Here is a 19,652-nt window from a genome sequence, read left to right as displayed (position 1 = left end):
ACTATATAAAATGACATTTGAATTACAATCCACTTTATCTTTTCGCTCTATTTTAATTAGATTTACTAAATGATGCGAAATTTAATAGTGACCTCCTTTTTCCTTTTATTATTACTAGGAGCGTGCCAACAAGAAATTGAAAATTATGATGAACTTGTAAGTGATGCAAGTATTGTTAATGATTATATGGAGCAACTTACGGATGTCATCGTTCACGATATTTTCTCACCACCAGTTGCTGCACGGAATTATGTTTATCCAAGTATAGCAGGGTACGAAGTTATTAGGCATCTTGATCCAAACCTACAGAGTTTTGCTGGTAGATTGAATGGATTATCCAAAATTCCTGAGCCAGACTCAGATAAAAAGATATCATTCCATTTAGCGTCACTTCAAGCATTTCACTTAGTTAGCAAAGCGCTTATCTTTTCAGAAGACTCACTTCATAACTTTCATACCAATTTCATTAAAGAATTAGATACTAAAGGATTCCCTAAAGAAGTTAAAGAAAACTCATTGGCGTATGGAAAAAAAGTTTCTGATGCGATTTTAAAATGGTCAAGTACGGATAATTATAAAGAAACTAGGTCATTTCCTAAATATACTGTAGATTATGAGGCTGGTACATGGAAACCAACACCTCCAGCATACTTATCAAGCATAGAACCACACTGGAACAAAATCAGAACAATGGTTCTCGATTCGGCAACACAATTTATTCCAAAACCACCTACAAAATTTGACCTTACTAAAGGATCTAAATTTTACATTGAAATGATGGAAGTGTATGATGCCGTAGCAAAAGCGGATAAAGAAATGACAGAAATTGCTAATTTCTGGGATTGCAATCCTTACAAAATGAATCAGACTGGTCATGTAATGTTCGCGACTAAAAAAATAACACCTGGTGGGCATTGGATTGGAATAACTAAAATAGCTTCAGAAAAATCTAATTTAAGTTTTGAAAAAACCTTCGAAGCATACGCAATATGTTCTATAGCTTTGTTTGACGGTTTTATAAGTTGCTGGGATGAAAAGTACCGTTCGAAACTTATTAGACCTGAAACAGTGATCAATGAACACTTTGACGAAAACTGGTTACCTATTCTACAGACACCACCATTTCCAGAACACACTAGTGGACACTCTGTTATTTCCCGTGCTGCAGCTGTTGTCTTAACAGATATATTTGGTGAAAATTTTGCATTTGAAGATGATACGGAGTTACAATATGGTTTACCTATTCGGTCATTTGAATCATTTAAAGCTGCATCAGAAGAAGCTGCTATTAGTAGACTATACGGTGGAATACATTATCGGCCTGCAATTGATTATGGTGTAGAACAAGGAGAGAAAGTAGGAAATTTCATTGTAAAAAAACTAGAAATATAGCACATCATTATAGCCTTATGATATTGTGCTATAAAATATGAAAAACTTAGGTATTAACGTGAAATACTCACATAAATACTAGCTAATAAAAATTAAAGAGGAAAAGATAAGTGATCTCATAAAGAGCTTAAGATCACTCATTATAGGATATCATTTTAAATGATGTCCATTTTTTTAATCAATCATATTTTATAATATAATTATAAGGAATAAAAATGTATAAACTATTTCGAATCGTTCGTCCTGAAAGAAGTACCTGCATATCGATATTGCCTAATGATAATCCAGAATTGTGCTTATAATTGACAATACAACACTTATTTATCAATTCACCATTGTACTTATTTTTCTTGCAACGGTTATATTTTACTTAGCAATGTTTTTTTATTCTAAAAAATTAACTTCTTCTATACTTAAGCAAAAAGAAACAGAACAAGCTTTAGTAGTTACAAACCTAAATCTAAATAATATTAAAATTGCAAATGAGAAAATTCAACTTGCTGAGCTTGCTGAGAAAGAGAAATCAATGCGATTAGAACAAGAACGAGATCATAAAATAAAAGAACTTGTTTCAAATACACTTTTAATTAATCAACAATATGAAGTACTCAATAGAATAGATGAAGAGTTAAAATTTATACATACTGAAGCTGAGGGGAAAGTAAAGACTTCATCTAATAAAATAAGGAGAATTATAAAAACGAATCTGTCCATCGATGATAACTGGAAAGATTTCAAAATTCAATTCGAGCAGCTGCATTCTGATTTTTTCTACCGAATGAAAACTAGATTTCCCAAATTAACTGAGAATGATTTACGTCACTGTGCATTTATCAAGATGAGAATGAACACGAAAGAAATAGCAAGGTTACTCAACATCAATCCAACTAGCGTTCAAATTTCCCGAGTCAGGATGAAGAAGAAAATGAAATTAGAATCAGAAACAGACTTGAAGGAATTCATCCAAGATTTTTAGAATGGAAAGCACAATCAGCATAAATTATAGTGATTATTTTATCATACTACTCTTTTTTGTCTTTGTAGGAACAATTGGGTATTCTGTAAGTAGCAGAAACCCTAATCCTGAACAGTTATACTTTGCAGGAAGAAGCTTGAATTGGCCAATAATAGGATTTTCGATTCTAGCTTCCAATATTTCGACATTGACCATGCTTGGCCTTACTGCTGACGCATACTTATATGGAGTTTCATCATCATCATACGAATGGGTAGCTTCACTTGTTCTTATTGTTTTAGCAGTTTTTATTGCTCCTATATACCTTAAGAACAAGATTAATACTGTCCCGGAGTACTTTAACAAGAGGTATGGCCGAATCGTCCAAAAATATTTCTCGATAGTAAGTTTAATCATCAGTTCTACAGTGCATATCGCTGGACCGTTATTTGCAGGGGCCGTTTTAATTAATTTATTCATTCCTGAAGTATCCGTTTGGCAGGCCTCAGTTGCTGTTGCCATCTTTTCTTCTGCTTATACTGCGTTTGGCGGAATGAGTGCTGTAGTATATACCGATTTTTTCCAAGCAATTCTTTTTCTAATGATATCAATTATCATCTGTTTTGCATTGTTTGCCCAACATGATTTTTCATTTATTTCTGTAATAAAATCTACGCCAACCGACCATTTCAAAATGGTTAACCCAATCGATAACGGTTATTTGCCGTGGCTTGGCTTAGTAACAGGCTTACCAATTTTGGGGTTTTATTATTGGTGCACAGATCAAGTTATCGTGCAGCGAATCATTTCAGCGAGGAACCTAAAACAAGCACAATACGGAATTTTTTTTGGAGCATTTCTTAAATTATCCATACTATTTGTCATTATTCTACCAGGCATAATGGCTATTCATGTTTTCCCAGAAGTATCGAAGTCTCAAGACCTTTACGCTATCATCATTAAAGAATTAATTCCTAATGGTGTTATCGGTTTGATTCTAGCTGGATTATTAGCTGCAATGATATCTTCTATTGACTCCTCCATAAATTCATCTGCAACGCTAATAGTCTATGATTTCATAAAGCCGAAATTTCCTAAGTTAAGTAACCGACGATTAGTCTTTATTGGGAGAATAACCGTGTGCTTAATCATGTTTATTTCGCTAGCCTGGACACCTATTATTGATCATTCTAACGGTATATGGGCTTATGCACAAACAGTGCTTACCTATTTAACTCCTCCATTAGTATGTATACTATTTTTTGGAATATTTTCTTCTAGAGGTAACCAAAAAGTTGCATTATTTACATTAATCGGAGGGCACCTAAGTAGCTTAATTCTATTTATCCTTCAGTTTTATGAAATTATTTCTATTCATTTTACCATTTTAGCAGGTTTTATATTTCTAATAAGCATAATATTATACCAAGTGGGGCTACTTACTCAAACTTCAGATACAAATCATGATAAGCAACTTAATTTCAAATTTGCAATCTACAGACCTTCAAAATTTATAATCAAATTAGCGATAGCAGTTATCATTTCAACCTTACTTTCCATTTTACCTTTTCTTATAAAACAGTTCTAAATAATTCATCTAGTAGTATCTCGTTGCAAGTGATTCACATTTGTAGCCAATATTAAAGTTGAAAAAATAGATTTTGTAAGTACATCTCTCCAATAATGATCAATAATTTTTCATAGTATTTCACAATCAGATTATATCTATGTTTCCAACAATGAAGATAAAATGGAAGAAACGACCTATTACAATATCACCTATTTGAAATATTACACTGATTTTACAATAAAGTCGTTTTATTATATCAGTATTTACTAAAAATGTAATATTTTGTATCACATTCATTACTTCATTAACTATTAAATTCTGTTTTATGCTATAACAAACCTATTACAAAAAAACACACCATACCGATATTACATACTGAATATCAAAACTTTACAATTAAATAGAGCCATTAACACCCTTTACCAAACAACCAAAAAAAGTAATCAAACGAACGGAATACCAAGTAGCTTGTATTAAGTTTGTTTGGATTAAAACAAATGTGTTTTTGTAAATTTTATTTAAGAATAATTTAAAGTATGGAAAAAATGAACTCTCACTTAAGGAAGTCTCTTTTGACGATTTTCCTTGGACTTATTATTTCATTCAGCTTATCTGCTCAAAGAACCATAACTGGTTTAGTTACTGATGCAGAAACTGGTGAAGCTTTAATAGGTGCCAATGTTATCGTTACTGGATCTTCAATTGGAACCATCACTGACATTGATGGGAAGTATTCTTTAGGAGTCCCTGAAGATGCTGTATCTTTAACTTTCACGTATACTGGTTTTACAGACCAGTTAGCACCTATTACAGGGGACGTTGTAAACATTGCGCTTTCAGCTGGTGAAATCCTAGACGAAATAGTTGTAGTAGGATATGGAACCGTTAGAAAGTCTGATGCAACAGGAGCTGTTGTAAATGTTACGGAAGAAGATTTCAACAAAGGCGTTGTAACTTCCCCAGAACAATTAATACAAGGACGAGCAGCCGGTGTACAAATTACCACTGCAAGTGGTGAGCCTGGAGCTGGATCAAGCATCCGAATAAGAGGTGCTGGATCTATTAGAAATGGAAATAACCCATTATTTGTTGTCGATGGTGTTCCATTAAATGGCTCCCAATCCACTGCAGGAGGAAATGACTCAGGTCTAGGTTCTTCATCTGCAAGAAATCCTCTTAATTTTTTAAACCCGAATGATATTGCAAGCATAGATATTTTAAAAGATGCTTCAGCTACAGCAATTTATGGGTCTAGAGGTGCTAATGGAGTAGTAATTATTACTACAAAAAAAGGAAGTCAACAAGCTAACACTGTTGATTACTCTTTTAATCTTGGATTTAGTGCAATCACTAAAAAGTATGACTTATTGAATGCAGATGAATTTTTAGCTGCATATACTGATTTTAATGGAGCAGCTGCTGCAGCATCTTTAGATGGTGGTGCAGATACAGATTGGCAGGATGAAATACTTCGTACTGGAATTACACAAAGCCACAATGTCGCTTTCGGTGGTATGACCTCAGCAGGTAACTATCGTTTGTCTTTAGGATACCACGACCAAGAAGGGATCATCAAAGAATCTGGGTTTACCAGATTCACTGGTAGATTCAATGCCGAACAAAAATTTCTAGATGATAGATTAACGATCGCTTCACAGATTACATTAGCACAAACTACAGATGATAATGTTCCTATAACAGACAACTCTGGATTTAGAGGTGACTTAATGGGTAACGCACTAAAACTTAACCCAACAGTTCCTGTAAGGGATGCACAAGGCGAATTGGTTCAACCAAGTCAAACAGAATACAATCCGGTTGCCATTTTAGAACTTTCAGAAGATTATACAAATACATTAAGAGGATTAGGAAATGTAAGCGCACAATATGCATTTACAGATAACCTTTCTTTTAAAACGTTGGTTGGTTTTGATAGATCATTTTCATCAAGAAGCAGTGCTTTCTCTAAAGACCTGAATGCTGCAGGAATTATTGACAAAGGAAGATTATACCTTAACGATATCCAGATAAATGATTTATTATGGGAAAACTACATAAACTATAGTCAAGATTTCGGTAATGTTAGTTTCTCAGGTTTAGCTGGTTACTCATACCAACGATTTAACTATTACTCTAAGGGTTTTGAGTTAACTAACTTTAATACGTCTGATCCTTTGATCATGATTAACAATATGGCAAGTGCTGATATAGGGAACAATAATGCAATTGTACCTACTAACTCTAATAATACAACAGATGAGTTACAGTCTTACTTTTCTAGAGTTAATTTTGGATTCTACGACAAATACATCATTACTGCAACAGTTAGAGCTGATGGTTCTACGAGATTTGGAGATAATCAGAAGTACGGAGTTTTCCCTTCTATTGCTTTCAAATGGAGATTAATTGATGAAAGTTTCATTCCAGACATGTTTTCTGACCTAGGTTTAAGAGTCGGATATGGTGTAACTGGAAACCAAGAAATCCCTTACAACTTATTCCAACCTCGTTCTCGTTACAGCAACTGGGACATTAATGAAGGTGGAGATGTAAATGGTGGTGGTTTAAATGCAGTTTCGTTTGCAAATAATGATTTAAAATGGGAAACGACTTCACAATTAAACTTAGGATTAGACTTTGGATTTTTGAACAATAGATTATCCGGATCTTTTGATTTATATCAAAAAACAACGAATGATTTATTACTTCAGATCGTTGCTGCTCAGCCATCTCCTCAGCCATTCCGATGGGAGAATCTGGATGCTGATATTATCAATAAAGGAATAGAACTAGCATTAAATTTTGTAGCAATTGACCAAAAGAAATTTGGATGGGATATTAACTTTAATATTGCAAACAATATCAATACGATAGAAAACTACGATGGTATTAATGATACAGGAGGAATAAACGGACAGGGATTAACTGGCGCTTTCGCACAAAGAATTCAAGAAGGTCAACCACTCTATGCTTTTTTCCTTAGAGAATTTGACGGTTATGATGACAATGGAATTTCTGTGTATGGCGGAGAAGGTGATAAGCAAGTATTTACTGGAGCTCAGCCTATTCCAACACTTAGCCTTGGATTAACTAACAGTTTCTCTTTCGGAAACTTAGATTTTAGCTTCTTCTTTAACGGTCAATTTGGTCATTCCATATACAGCAACACAGCGAATGCTTTCTTTACTGCTGGTTCTTTAGCGAATGGTAGAAACGTAACTAAGGATGTTGTAGGAAATGGAGAGTCAAACTTAAATGCTCCTGACGTAAGTACGAGATTCTTAGAAAATGGTTCTTACGTAAGATTACAGAATATGAATCTTGGCTACACTTTCAATATGCCAAATTCTAGATTTACAAATTTGAGACTTTTTGCAACTGGTCAGAACCTTTTACTTTTCACTAACTACAGCGGACAAGATCCGGAAGTAGATACGAACAAAAGTTTAAACGGAATTCCTTCAGTTGGAATTGACTACACGGCATATCCGAGAGCTAAAACATTAACCTTCGGTCTAAACGTAGGTTTTTAATAAAAAAATTAAAAAAAATATAATGATGTTAAATTTCAAATATATTTTATCATTCATAATTGTTGGGTCATTTATTTCTTTGCAATCCTGCACAGACTTAAGCGTTAACCCTACAGATTCAATTGTGAAAGAAGGAGGATCAGCTGGATTTATCCCAGGAGATCCTGACGAATTACTTAATTCTTCATATAAAGATTTTGCTGCTTTTACGGATCAGAACAATATGTATGCACTTGGAACGCATACTTCTGATGAAATGATCCCACCTACAAGAGGTGTGGATTGGGGTGACAACGGTGTCTGGAGAACATTGCATGCGCATAACTGGGATGCTACACATACTTCCGTTTTAGGAGCATGGAATAGCCTTCATGGTAATGCCTATAAAACGAATGAAATTATTGCTTCAGGACCAGATGCTCAGCAAGAAGCTGAAGCTAAGTTCTTAAGAGCTTTTTTCACTTATCATGCAATGGATTTCTTTGGACAAGTACCATTCAGAGAAGTAACAGAAGGACCAGATGTAGATCCTAAAGTTTTAACAAGATCTGAAGCTTATGATTTTATCAAAAGTGACCTAGAATCTGCTATTGCTAACCTACCATCTACAGGCCCATCTGCAACAAACTCTAGAGCTTCAAAAGCTTCAGCATATTTCTTACTTGCTAAACTTCACTTAAATGCTGGCGTATATAAAGCTGCAGATCCAGCGGGTCCGTATACTTTTGATGTCGCTGATATGAATAAAGTAATAGAATATGTAGACCTGATCAAAGCAGAAGGTTACGACTTGGATAGTGATTATTTTAACATTTTCACTGCTAATCCATCTCCTGAAATCATTCTTACATCTGCTGAAGGTTCTGCCCAAAACAGATGGATGATGACTTTACATTATAGCCAAAACCCATCTGGTTGGAATGGCTTTACTACACTAGCAGACTTTTATTCTAAATTTGAAGATGGTGATTCGAGAAAATCACAAGATCCTAAATTAGACGGATCAGAATTTGGTGGAATTGGCAAAGGCTTTTTAGCTGGACAACAATATGATAATGATGGGAATATTTTGATCGATACAAGATCTCAAGCTCCTTTAATTTTCACTCCTGATGTACCACTAGCAGGTGCAGCAACGGAAAAAGGTATCCGTGCAATTAAATACCACCCAGCAGATGCTGGAGAATATATTTTCATGAGATATGGAAGTGCTCATTTAATGAAAGCTGAAGCCATTTATAGAGGAGGAACTAGCGACAAATCAGCTCTTGATATGATTAATGAATTAAGAACCATCAGAGGTGCTAATACAATATCAAGTATTGATGATAATTCACTTCTCGATGAATTGGGAAGAGAAACATACTGGGAAGGATACAGAAGAACAGACCAAATTCGTTTCGGAACATTCACTAATGAGTGGTCTTTCAAAACAGTTACAGATGCGAACAGGGTACTATTCCCTATACCTTCTACTGCTTTAGCTTCAAATCCAAATTTGGAACAAAACGCAGGCTATTAATCTCTGCAAATTTTTAAGTTTAATTATGATAATATAGGCTGTGCAATATGGACAGCCTATTTTTTATTAAAAACATCTCATGAACAAACTATCGCTTATCGGAGCTTTACTTCTTCTTATATCTTGTAATAAGGAAACTCCTATAGCCAAGCTTTTTGAAAAAATAGATTCCGAAAATTCTTCTATTTCATTCATCAACGAGATTTATAATACAGAAGAATTTAACATTTTCACATATAGAAATTTTTATAATGGGGGCGGCGTGGCTGTGGGAGATGTAAATAATGATGGACTAGCAGATATTTATTTTTCGTCAAATCTTGGATCAAATAAACTTTACATAAATAAAGGAAATTTTAATTTTGAAGATATTTCAGAAAGCTCAGGAACAGAGGTGAAAAACAAATGGTCCACAGGAGTTACAATGGTTGATATTAACAATGACGGTCTTCTTGATATTTATGTCTGCAACGCTGGGCAAAGAGAAAATGCTGATTCTAAAAACACTCTTTTAATCAATCAAGGTGACAATACTTTTATAGACGAGGCTGCCATTTATGGTCTAGATGATGGTGGATATACAACTCATTGCTCCTTCTTTGATTATGATAATGATGGAGATCTTGACGCATATATTTTAAACAATAGCTTCATTCCTGTTAATACATTAAACTATAATAACAAAAGAGCGCTAAGATCAGAAGACTGGCCAGTAAAAGATTTTCTTAAAGGCGGTGGAGATAAGCTACTTCGAAATGAGGGTGGAACGTTTACAGACGTAAGCAAAGAAGCTGGTATTTATGGCAGCTTAATTGGTTTTGGCTTAGGCGTTATGGTTATGGATGTCAATGATGACAAATTCCTAGATATTTATGTTTGTAATGACTTTTTCGAGAGAGACTATCTGTACATCAATAATAAAAATGGCACTTACACTGAATCGTTAGAAGAAAAAATAGATCATATTTCTCATTCTTCTATGGGTGCTGATTTTGGCGATATTAATAATGATGGTTCCGTGGAATTGTTTGTGACAGATATGTTACCAAAACAGGACAGCCGTCTGAAGCAGACTACGACGTTTGACAACATTGACCTCCGCACTCTTAAGTCCAATCAAGGTTTCTATAATCAATTCATGCAAAATACTTTGCAACTAAATAAAGGTAATGGGGAGTTTGTAGAAATTTCAAATTTTGCAGGTGTAGAAGCAACAGATTGGAGTTGGGGTTCACTTTTTATGGATGCAGACAATGACGGAAATACCGATATACTGGTTTGTAATGGTATTTACAAAGATGTAATTGACCAGGATTTTATTGACTTTTTTGCTAACGACATCATACAAAAACAAGCCCTTACAGGAGAAAAAGAAGAAATTGAGACAATCATTAATAAAATGCCATCTGTTCCACTTGAAAATAAAATTTTTCGAAATTTTGGAAATAACCAGTTCAGCGATTATTCAGACCAATGGGGACTAAGTGAAAAAACCTTCTCTAATGGAGCAGCTTATGGTGACTTTGATAATGATGGAGACTTAGATCTTGTCATCAACAATGTAAATCAAAAAGCACTTTTATATAGAAATAACAGTAAACAGGACTTTATTGCCTTTCAATTGATTGGTGAAGACACTAACGTGGATGCCATTGGTTCAAAAGTTAATCTGTATTCAGGTGATAATATCTACACTAAGATGGTAATGCCTGCGAGAGGATTTCAATCGTCCGTTGATAAACGATTGAATTTTGGACTAGGAAATGGAAACGATATAGATTCTATCCATGTTTTCTGGCCAGATGGCTCTAGTCAGTCAGTTATCGACTGGAAAGTTAACGAATACAATAAAATAGAAATTCAAAAAGAAAAGAGGTCAGAGATTTCTTCTAAGAAAAATTCAGAACCATTTCTAGCTGAAATCGACAATAATTTCGAAGCGCATAAGGAAGACGATTTCGTTGATTTTTACTTTGAAAGAAATATACCTATGCAGCTTTCGAAGGAAGGACCATGCTCTGCAACAGGTGATATTAATGGAGATGGCAAATTAGATATCTTTCTAGGTAGCGCTCATAATTCCACAGCTCAACTATATTTTTCTAATAGTAATGGATTCGAATCAGTACAGACAGATTTCTGGAATAGATTTCAAGCCTATGAAGATACTGCTGCGGAGTTTGTGGATATAGATAATGATGGTGATCTCGATTTAATAGTCGGTTCAGGAGGTAATAATGTCCAGTTCCAAAACAAAGCATTCATTGACCGACTTTACATAAACAACAATGGTGTTTTTGACTATAGTTACAATGCTATACCGCCTAATGCGTTTAATACCGCATGCATTAAAAGCCATGATTTCAATGGTGATGGTTACCTAGATCTTTTCGTTGGGAGTCGATCTACTCCTGGAGCCTATGGACTTAGTCCTGGAAGCTTTATTTATATGAATAATCAAAGAGGCGGATTCATAGATGTAACGAATAAATTAGCACCTGAGTTAGCACTTGCAGGAATGATAACAGATGCTGTATGGGTGGATATTATGGGTGATGAAAATAAAGAACTTGTTCTTGTAGGTGAATGGATGTCACCTAAGATTTTATCCTATAATGGACGTACATTTGACATCAAAGACTCGAACTTATCTGGTTTTTCTGGTTTATGGCAGGATGTAGAAGCTGAGGATGTAGATAATGATGGAGATTTAGATTTAGCTTTTGGAAATATGGGATTAAATTTTGCACTGAAAGCAGACTCCCTTCATCCGTTATTAATTTGGATTAATGACTTTGATAATAATGGATCAATTGAGAAAATTATAACAAGAAGTGTAGATGGAAAAGATAAGCCCATTTATATGAAAAATGATCTATTAGAGCAAATTCCAATGTTAAAAAAACAAAATTTACATCATGTAGATTACGCAGAAAAATCAATTCATGAACTTTTCCCTCCTGAGATTTTAAAAACTTCTTCTATAAAGCAAATTAACTTTCTTGAATCCATTATTGCAATTAATAATGGAAATGGTGATTTTACAATTGTTAGTCTACCTTCTCCAGCCCAAATATCAAATATCAATGTCATTAAATTTAAAGATTTTGATCATGATGGAAGCAAGGAATTAATAACTGGGGGGAATAACCACTTCCTACTTCCTCAATTCTCAATGTTAGATGCAAGTAGAGGTGATATTTACAAAAATAATGGCAATGGACACTTCCAATATGTAGGTAATCTAGGGATAAGGGGAGTTATAAGATCAATGGATGTAATAGACGATAAGCTAGTAATAGGTATTAACAATCAAAAACCTCGGTCATATAAAATTCCAGAAAATTGAAACAAATAATTCTTTTTCTTACCCTATTCAGTTTCATTTCTTGTTCGCAAGATCCAGACTTCTTTGAACTATTAGAGGGCAGTCAAGTTGGTGTTGATTTTAACAATAAGCTTTCCCAAACACCTGAAATGAATATACTTGATTATATGTATTTCTATAATGGAGGAGGCATTGCAGCTGGAGATTTCAACAATGATGGCCTGATAGACTTATTCTTTAGTGGGAATCAAGTTCAGAACGAAATATACTTGAATCAAGGTGACTTCTCCTTTATTAAAACCACTGACACTTCTTTTCCTAATTTGGTTAACACATGGTCTACAGGCGTTTCAGTTGTTGATATCAATTCGGATGGTCTACTAGACATATATGTTTGTGAATTAGGAGATTTCAGAAGCAATAAGGGCTTTAACAAATTATACATTTGCCAAGAGATTAAAAATGGCATTCCGATTTACAAAGAAGAGTCAGCAAAATACGGACTAAATTTTTCTGGATTCTCCACTCAATCCTCCTTCTTCGATTATGACTTAGATGGTGATCTAGATATGTTTCTCCTTAACCACACTATTCATAATAATAATGCATTTGCACCGCGAGCTAATTTTATTGGGAGAATGCACCCCACTGCTGGTGATCAATTTTTTGAAAATATAAATGGTACCTATTCTAATGTCACTAAACAATCCTTAATTCATTCGAATGAAATTGGATATGGACTAGGTATTGCTGTTTCAGATATCAATAAAGATGGTTATCCAGACATATACATTGGCAATGATTTTCACGAAAATGATTACTTATATATCAACCAGAAAGACGGAACTTTTAAAGAAGACATCACTAATCAGATCATGCATACTTCTAGGTTTTCGATGGGAGTGGATATTGCAGATGTCAATAATGATGGATTCCAAGATATCATCAGCCTAGATATGCTACCTTTCGATCCTGAAATACTAAGACGTTCTGAAGGTGACGATCCACTTAACACGTTCAACTATAAACTAAGATTTGGATACAATCATCAATATGCACGTAATACGCTACAGTTAAACAATCGAAACGGTACCTTTTCAGAAGTTGCCATGTTTGCAGGAATTCATGCTACAGATTGGTCTTGGTCTCCACTTCTAGCAGATTATAACAACGATGGCTTAAAAGACCTGTTTGTTTCGAATGGGATCCCGAAAAGAATGAATGATATCGATTACATCAACTTTATTAGCAGCCATCAAGTACAGCAGAAATCAGAAAAGGGAACTTTAGAATCGAGTGATGTAGATTTACTTGCGTCTATTCCAGAAATTAAGTTAGAAAACCAAATGTTTTTTAATAATGGTGATGTTACTTTTTCAAAAGTAAACCATCATATAACAGGAAACAAAGTTAGTTATTCTAATGGTGCTATTTACGCCGATTTAGACAACGATGGAGATTATGACATTGTGACGAATAATATTAACGACGAAGCTTTCATTTATAAAAATAATCAACTATCCAATCCTCTCCGTAAAATCATCATGAAGGGTAGCAAGGATAATCCGAATGCAATAGGAGCTAAAGTTTATATCACGCGTCAAAACGGAAACATGCAATTCTTTGAAAAGATGCCAACTCATGGGTTTCTATCAAGCGTGGAAGAACCTTTACTAGCAAGCATAGAATCTGGCGATGAAATACTAGTTATATGGCCCGACCAAACTTACGAATCTTTAACAGCAGAAAGTACAGGAAATCTTACAGTTATCTACAAAGAAAAATTACCCACATTTACTAGTGATCTTATAAAAGAAGAATCTATAGATCTTGAATTCTATGATTATACGGATTCTATAGACTTAGAAATTTACCATATTGAAAATGCATTCAATGAATTCGACCGAGAACCACTAATTCCACTAACATCTGCGTCAGAGGGTCCCGCATTAGCTGTTGGGGATTTGAATAAAGATGGATTAGATGATATATTCCTTGGCTCCTCTAAGAAAAACAAGGCGAAAACTTTACTACAAACTCCTTCTGGTTTATTTATAGAGACAATACTACCTGCCATAGAAGCTGATTCTGTTTATGAAGATACAGATGCTTTAATTCTAGACTTCAATAAGGATGGAATAAATGATTTACTTGTTTTAAGCGGTGGAAGCGAGTACAGAAACGCTAGTGAATATACTATGCCCCGTCTATATTTACAATCAGAAAATGGAACCTTCAAAAAGGATGATTCAGCATTTTCTGACATTCATATCAATGGGAAAGTTCTTTCTGTAGCTGACTTTAATAAAGATGGGTACCCGGACATTTTTCTAGGAGCAAGATCTGAACCATGGCAATATGGCAAAAAACCCAACTCTTATTTAGTGCAGAATGATGGAAAAGGGAAATTTACTCCTATTGCAAATGTTGAAATAAAAGGAATGGTAAAAGATGCCATATGGTTAGATCATGAAAACTTAATCATTGCATACGAATGGGGTGCAATAGATCGGCTTAATTTTTCAGGAGGAAAAATTACTACATCTCCAGTTTCAGAAAATAATGGTTGGTGGAATGGGCTAATTACGGCAGACTTTGACAATGATGGTGATGAAGATATCATTGCACTCAATTCTGGAGAGAATACAAGATGGAATGGTCAAAGCATCAAAATGTTTGTTTCAGATTTTGATGATAATGGTAGCAGAGAACAAATCATTACTTATTCACATGATGGAAAAGAAATCCCATTTGCAAATAAGATCGAATTACAAACACAAATACCGTTTTTAAAGAAGAAGTATTTACATGCTGCTGATTTTGCAAAAACCAGTATCGAAGATTTAGTAAATACGGAAAATTCTGAAATATTAACGGCATCTTTCTATAAAAGTGTTTATCTTGAAAATCAAGGAGATATGACATTCAAAAGTCATCAACTACCTAATGAAATACAATATAGCTCAATGAAAAGTGGCATCGTAAAAGACATTAACAACGATGGCAAATTGGATGTTATTCTTGTTGGAAACTTCTATGGTAATAATATCCAGCTAGGTAGAAACGATGCAAATTTTGGTTCAATTTTAATTAATGAAGGAAATGGGCAATTTGAATATGCAGACTTACCTGGATTAACCATAAAAGGTGAATCAAGAAAAATAAAACCAATACTTATTCAGGATAAAGAAATGTTTGTTATTGCGCGAAACAATGAAAGTTTAAAAATAATCGGATATGAATAAATGGCTACTTTTTATATGCTTTACATGGATTATTACGTCTTGCAGCACAACCTCTAATACTACAAATTCTTCTGATGATCAACTAAAAAGTAGGATTAAGGGAAACAGAATGATGAATCCTGAGCCCTCAGTCGATTTGGTAGGCCATTTGAGAAAGTTTTCAGGTGTAAGAATCAATGGCCAAGGTAGGTCAGCTCAAGTTTTTATAAGATCTCAAAATAAAGGCGAGTCTAAAGTTGCCTTTTTTGTAGATGGTAAGCAAATGTATAGTTTTGCAGATACTTATGTTCTGGTTTCCGGTACAAAACTAGAATACATAGAAGTACTAAAGGATCCGGGCGATGTTGCCTTTTATGGTGTACGTGGATCAGAAGGCGTAATTAATATTAAAACGAGGTAGTATATGGTCCCTCAATCCATACTCCCTTAAAGAACAAGTAAGCCGAATGGAAGGTTGTTTTAGAACTGCATAAGCAATCCCAAAAAATAAAATGGGAAAGACGAATTAAATCATCTTCCCTATTCATTAGGGATATTCAGAAGAAGCGCAACTTAGCTCGTCTTTCTTTTGCCAGCCATGCAAAAGAAACAAAAGATCACCGCTGTGAAAGAAAGTCTAAAATTGCTTCTGCCTCCCGCGGCAAATAAAACTCCTTCCTTCGGTCGTCAGACAGTTATTTGCTCTTTTTGCTTACACTCGGGAATCAATTTCTTAACGCCCTTCTTTCAAGGCGGATTTTAGAGTAAATGATATAGTCTAATAACTTGGTTAGGCTGCAATTTTAATTGCTTTCGCCATTCAACGACCAATAATTAGCGCATTGGAGGTGTGGATGCCTATAAAAATCCACAAGATTTCTGTCTCCTTATTTCGTGCTTTGATTTTATTCAGAAGATAGTACTCTTTATCTGTTCCAAAACTACCTTCTAATCGACTTGCTCTTTCTTTAGTGATCATCTTGGAAAGTTGACTTTTATGCTCCTTATGTCTACCTGGTCTTCCTTTGGGTTTAAAATCTATAAGCTTTTTATCAGAATGGCCAGAATAATTCTTTAGAAACATCATGGCTAATTTACCCTTAGGACAGAATATACAATCTGGACCTTTTCGGAATTCTTTGATATCAAATTCACGGATTAATTCTTGCCAAGGCAAAGCTTTGTGAATTTGTCCAAGTGGACTTTGTTCAAAGCCCTCTAAATGCTTTTCAAAATGTGAATCAAAATTTGGAAAGTCAATTCTTGCTTGAAATTCAGAAATTCGGTGTACTTTCATCTTAATAGTTTTTAAGATTACCCCGTTTTTCCGCTTCCAACGTAAAAAACGGGGTTTTCTTTTGTATTAAGATAATACTTAATCTATTGATTACAAAGGATTTAAGATCATATTTTTTAATACTGAAGATCCCTCATTATATTTTAAAAATCTTTCTTTACAAGTGTCTTTCAGCGTGGTAACTACTTCTTACTAGTGGTCCACTTTCTACAAAATCAAATCCTTTATTGAGTCCTACTTCTTTATAGTGCGCGAATACATCAGGATGTACATATTCTGCTACAGCTAAGTGCATTTTCGTAGGTTGTAAATATTGACCTATTGTAAGCACATCACATCCATTCGCGACTAAGTCATCCATCACTTTATACATCTCTTCTTTCGTCTCTCCTAAACCAACCATAACCCCAGACTTAGTTCTAAGTCCAGCTGCCTTCGTTCTAGCAATCTGTTCTAGACTTCTATTATACTTTGCCTGTGGTCTTACTTTCCGATATAAGCTTTCTACTGTTTCCATGTTATGCGAAACCACTTCTTGTCCATACTCGATCATACGAGCTAGTGCATCCCAGTTTGCTTTCACGTCCGGAATTAAAGTTTCAATCGTAGTGGTAGGGGAAGATTCCTTGACTTGCTTAACCGTCTGATACCAAATTTCTGCACCTCGGTCTTTCAGCTCATCTCTATTAACAGAGGTAATTACCGCATGCTTTACTTGCATTAAAGTAATGGCTTCTGCAACTCTACGTGGCTCGTCTTCATCATAAGAAGGTGGGCGACCGGTTTTTACTGCACAGAAGGAACATCCTCTTGTACAAGTATCACCTAAGATCATAAAAGTAGCCGTACCTGCACCCCAGCATTCACCCATATTTGGGCAATTTCCAGACTGGCAGATAGTATGTAAATCATACTTATCTACTAACGATCTTACATTTTTGAATTTTTCGCCTGTGGGCAATTTAACTCTTAACCAAGAAGGTTTTTTCTCCCTTCTCTCTTTCGCTTCGACTATAGGTAATTCTATCAACTAATTTGCTTTTAATTTCGTTTACCGAAATGCAAATTTACATAAAGATTGAAAAAAAACGGCTTATCTGAGTGATTGTCTGTCGGAGCCATCAGTGGAATTCTTCTAGAATACACTTCAGCCATCGCTCCAACTTCAATCGCCTTAACGTATTCGTCGAATGCACCAGCATCAAAATGTACCCCAATTTTTCCTTGAATTCCAGGAATTAATTTTGTTTCAAGAAGTCCTTCCACAAATCTACCTTCGTTTGCGATAGACCCTTGATCTAAAAATACAGCTGCAGTTTCTTCTGAATATTTGATAGGTTCTGTACTAAAACCAGCTAATTCGCCATCATCTACATATACTTCTAGATAATAAGGTTTTAAGAAACCGAGTGCTGGGCCTACTTCATAATTAAAACCAACTGCAATTCCTTTTCTTTTAGCTTTTTCTGAAACATATTTCAATCGTCCCATACCTACTCTTGCACTATAGAAAGAATTAATTTTCCCATAAGCAAATGAACCTGCACCTCGGACAAAGCTTAGATTATAAGGTCTACTTTGTAATTTCTCTCTTGGATCTGCATGTTTCCCTAACTCGAAATGATAATACTTAGTCTTATTATAACTGACTATGTTACCAGTATTATAGGCGACTGCCCATCCATTAGGATAGAGGCGCAAGTCGACGGTCTTCTCTGTACTGTACACTACGCCTTTGACATCTCCATCATATGACTTCGGCTGAAAGGTCACTTGCCCCACCATAGAAACAGTGAAGAAAGCCACTAGGATTGTTAGGAAAAAGTGTTTCATATCAGAGTTTGACATCAAGTTAAGAAATATATTCTAAAAAAGAAAGAACAAACTTTCGCTAATTATCGTCCACCAAACAAATAATATAACTTCTTTAGCAAATTGCATAATTAATGTACGTGAAACAAGGAAACTTCGGTTTGGTTCAAAAAAAAATGTCTCCTACTTTTAGAAGACACTTTTTTAAAAAAATCTACATAGAGCAAAAAATCTGGTTTATTTCTTAGCAACCTTCATGTATCGTCTTACATGAAAGTTTTACGCTTCCATTATCTAAAATCTTAATGGTAATCTGACCGCCTGATATTTTTATTTTATTCACTTCACCTGAAGCATCTGAGAAAAACATCGTACTTTCTTTAAGAGCAGATCTGGCAGCTCGGGTATCCATCATACTTTCTACTAGGTGGTAGACATCCATAATTCGAACATTAGGGATCGTAGCTTCCACTTTAGACATGTATTCAGAATCGTGAACGAAAAGCTCTGTTTCCCCTAATATACTTAGTGTCGTAAGTGCCATTTCATTATCTGTAAGTGTATCTGTCGCAATCCATGGATATTTGTGAAAACTATAATTGTAGACTGCCTGACTGATTTCGTTTATGGTAGAAGCAAATTCAAGCGCTTCTGATGGAACAGATAATTCACTCACAAACCCATCGAAAATAAAACCCACTTGATTATTATAATTCACTTTTATCCATGATCCCTTCACCCAGTTCACGTTGAATTTCTCCAAACTCGGTACAAAATCGTCTGTCTGTGTAACTGATTCTCCGTATTGAATAACATCCAGAACTGGAGAGTCTAGATTCGGGCTTAATCTCAGTTTCAATCCAGATTTCGCCATAACTTTAAGTTCTGGCTTTACATTGTTATCCGTGTTTCCGAATACAAGAGTATTCATTAGTAAAAGCGCTAAAATTCCTATTAAATTTTTCATAACTATTATTTTTTAAGATGATTGATGATTCAAATATGAAGGGTTTTTAGGT

12 protein-coding genes are annotated in these 19,652 nt (G+C 34.7%); 8 read left to right on the top strand and 4 right to left on the bottom strand.

Going from position 1 to position 19,652, the window contains the following annotated elements:
• Positions 1–72 precede the first annotated feature (72 nt).
• The 8 genes from L2586_RS01645 to L2586_RS01610 all read left to right on the top strand — a co-directional run bounded on the left by L2586_RS01645 (position 73) and on the right by L2586_RS01610 (position 15,945).
• On the top strand, positions 73–1,392 hold the full coding sequence (locus tag L2586_RS01645) for a vanadium-dependent haloperoxidase (protein WP_235291021.1): 1,320 nt from the start codon (positions 73–75) through the stop codon (positions 1,390–1,392).
• Positions 1,393–1,684: 292 nt separating this feature from the next.
• Positions 1,685–2,368: a helix-turn-helix transcriptional regulator gene (locus L2586_RS01640; RefSeq protein ID WP_235291020.1), complete on the top strand. Its 684-nt coding sequence runs from the start codon at positions 1,685–1,687 to the stop codon at positions 2,366–2,368.
• A gap of 1 nt (position 2,369) precedes the next feature.
• Positions 2,370–3,935: a sodium:solute symporter family transporter gene (locus L2586_RS01635; RefSeq protein WP_235291019.1), complete on the top strand. Its 1,566-nt coding sequence runs from the start codon at positions 2,370–2,372 to the stop codon at positions 3,933–3,935.
• 518 nt (positions 3,936–4,453) lie between these two features.
• On the top strand, positions 4,454–7,450 hold the full coding sequence (locus L2586_RS01630; protein ID WP_235291018.1) for a SusC/RagA family TonB-linked outer membrane protein: 2,997 nt from the start codon (positions 4,454–4,456) through the stop codon (positions 7,448–7,450).
• Positions 7,451–7,472: 22 nt separating this feature from the next.
• Positions 7,473–8,972 (top strand): RagB/SusD family nutrient uptake outer membrane protein, encoded by a 1,500-nt coding sequence (locus tag L2586_RS01625; RefSeq protein WP_235291017.1) that lies wholly within the window; start codon positions 7,473–7,475, stop codon positions 8,970–8,972.
• A gap of 79 nt (positions 8,973–9,051) precedes the next feature.
• Positions 9,052–12,321, top strand: a complete 3,270-nt coding sequence (locus L2586_RS01620; protein WP_235291016.1) for a VCBS repeat-containing protein — start codon at positions 9,052–9,054, stop codon at positions 12,319–12,321.
• Complete coding sequence (locus tag L2586_RS01615; protein ID WP_235291015.1) at positions 12,318–15,545, top strand: FG-GAP repeat domain-containing protein; 3,228 nt, start codon at positions 12,318–12,320, stop codon at positions 15,543–15,545. Before L2586_RS01620 ends, L2586_RS01615 begins: the two co-directional genes overlap by 4 nt.
• Complete coding sequence (locus L2586_RS01610) at positions 15,538–15,945, top strand: TonB-dependent receptor (RefSeq protein ID WP_235291014.1); 408 nt, start codon at positions 15,538–15,540, stop codon at positions 15,943–15,945. The genes L2586_RS01615 and L2586_RS01610 overlap by 8 nt, the downstream gene beginning before the upstream one ends.
• A gap of 399 nt (positions 15,946–16,344) precedes the next feature.
• On the opposite strand, the gene L2586_RS01605 is transcribed toward L2586_RS01610, so the two are convergent.
• From L2586_RS01605 to L2586_RS01590, 4 genes are all read right to left on the bottom strand, one after another.
• The gene (locus L2586_RS01605; RefSeq protein ID WP_235291013.1) at positions 16,345–16,821 is read right to left on the bottom strand and encodes a hypothetical protein; all 477 of its coding nucleotides are present in this window, start codon (positions 16,819–16,821) and stop codon (positions 16,345–16,347) included.
• Positions 16,822–16,978: 157 nt separating this feature from the next.
• Positions 16,979–17,851: a lipoyl synthase gene (gene lipA / locus L2586_RS01600; protein WP_235291012.1), complete on the bottom strand. Its 873-nt coding sequence runs from the start codon at positions 17,849–17,851 to the stop codon at positions 16,979–16,981.
• Positions 17,852–17,862: 11 nt separating this feature from the next.
• Positions 17,863–18,654 carry a hypothetical protein gene (locus tag L2586_RS01595; protein ID WP_235291011.1) on the bottom strand — a complete coding sequence of 264 codons (792 nt, stop codon included), beginning with the start codon at positions 18,652–18,654 and terminating at the stop codon, positions 17,863–17,865.
• Between the two features lie 223 nt (positions 18,655–18,877).
• On the bottom strand, positions 18,878–19,600 hold the full coding sequence (locus L2586_RS01590; protein ID WP_235291010.1) for an SH3 domain-containing protein: 723 nt from the start codon (positions 19,598–19,600) through the stop codon (positions 18,878–18,880).
• Between the last annotated feature and the right edge of the window lie 52 nt (positions 19,601–19,652).

It is taken from the genome of Portibacter lacus (assembly GCF_021533215.1).
In the GTDB taxonomy this organism is placed as follows: domain Bacteria; phylum Bacteroidota; class Bacteroidia; order Chitinophagales; family Saprospiraceae; genus Portibacter; species Portibacter lacus.
Note: the sequence above shows the minus strand (reverse complement) of the source record. Positions and strands in the feature narration are given on the sequence as shown.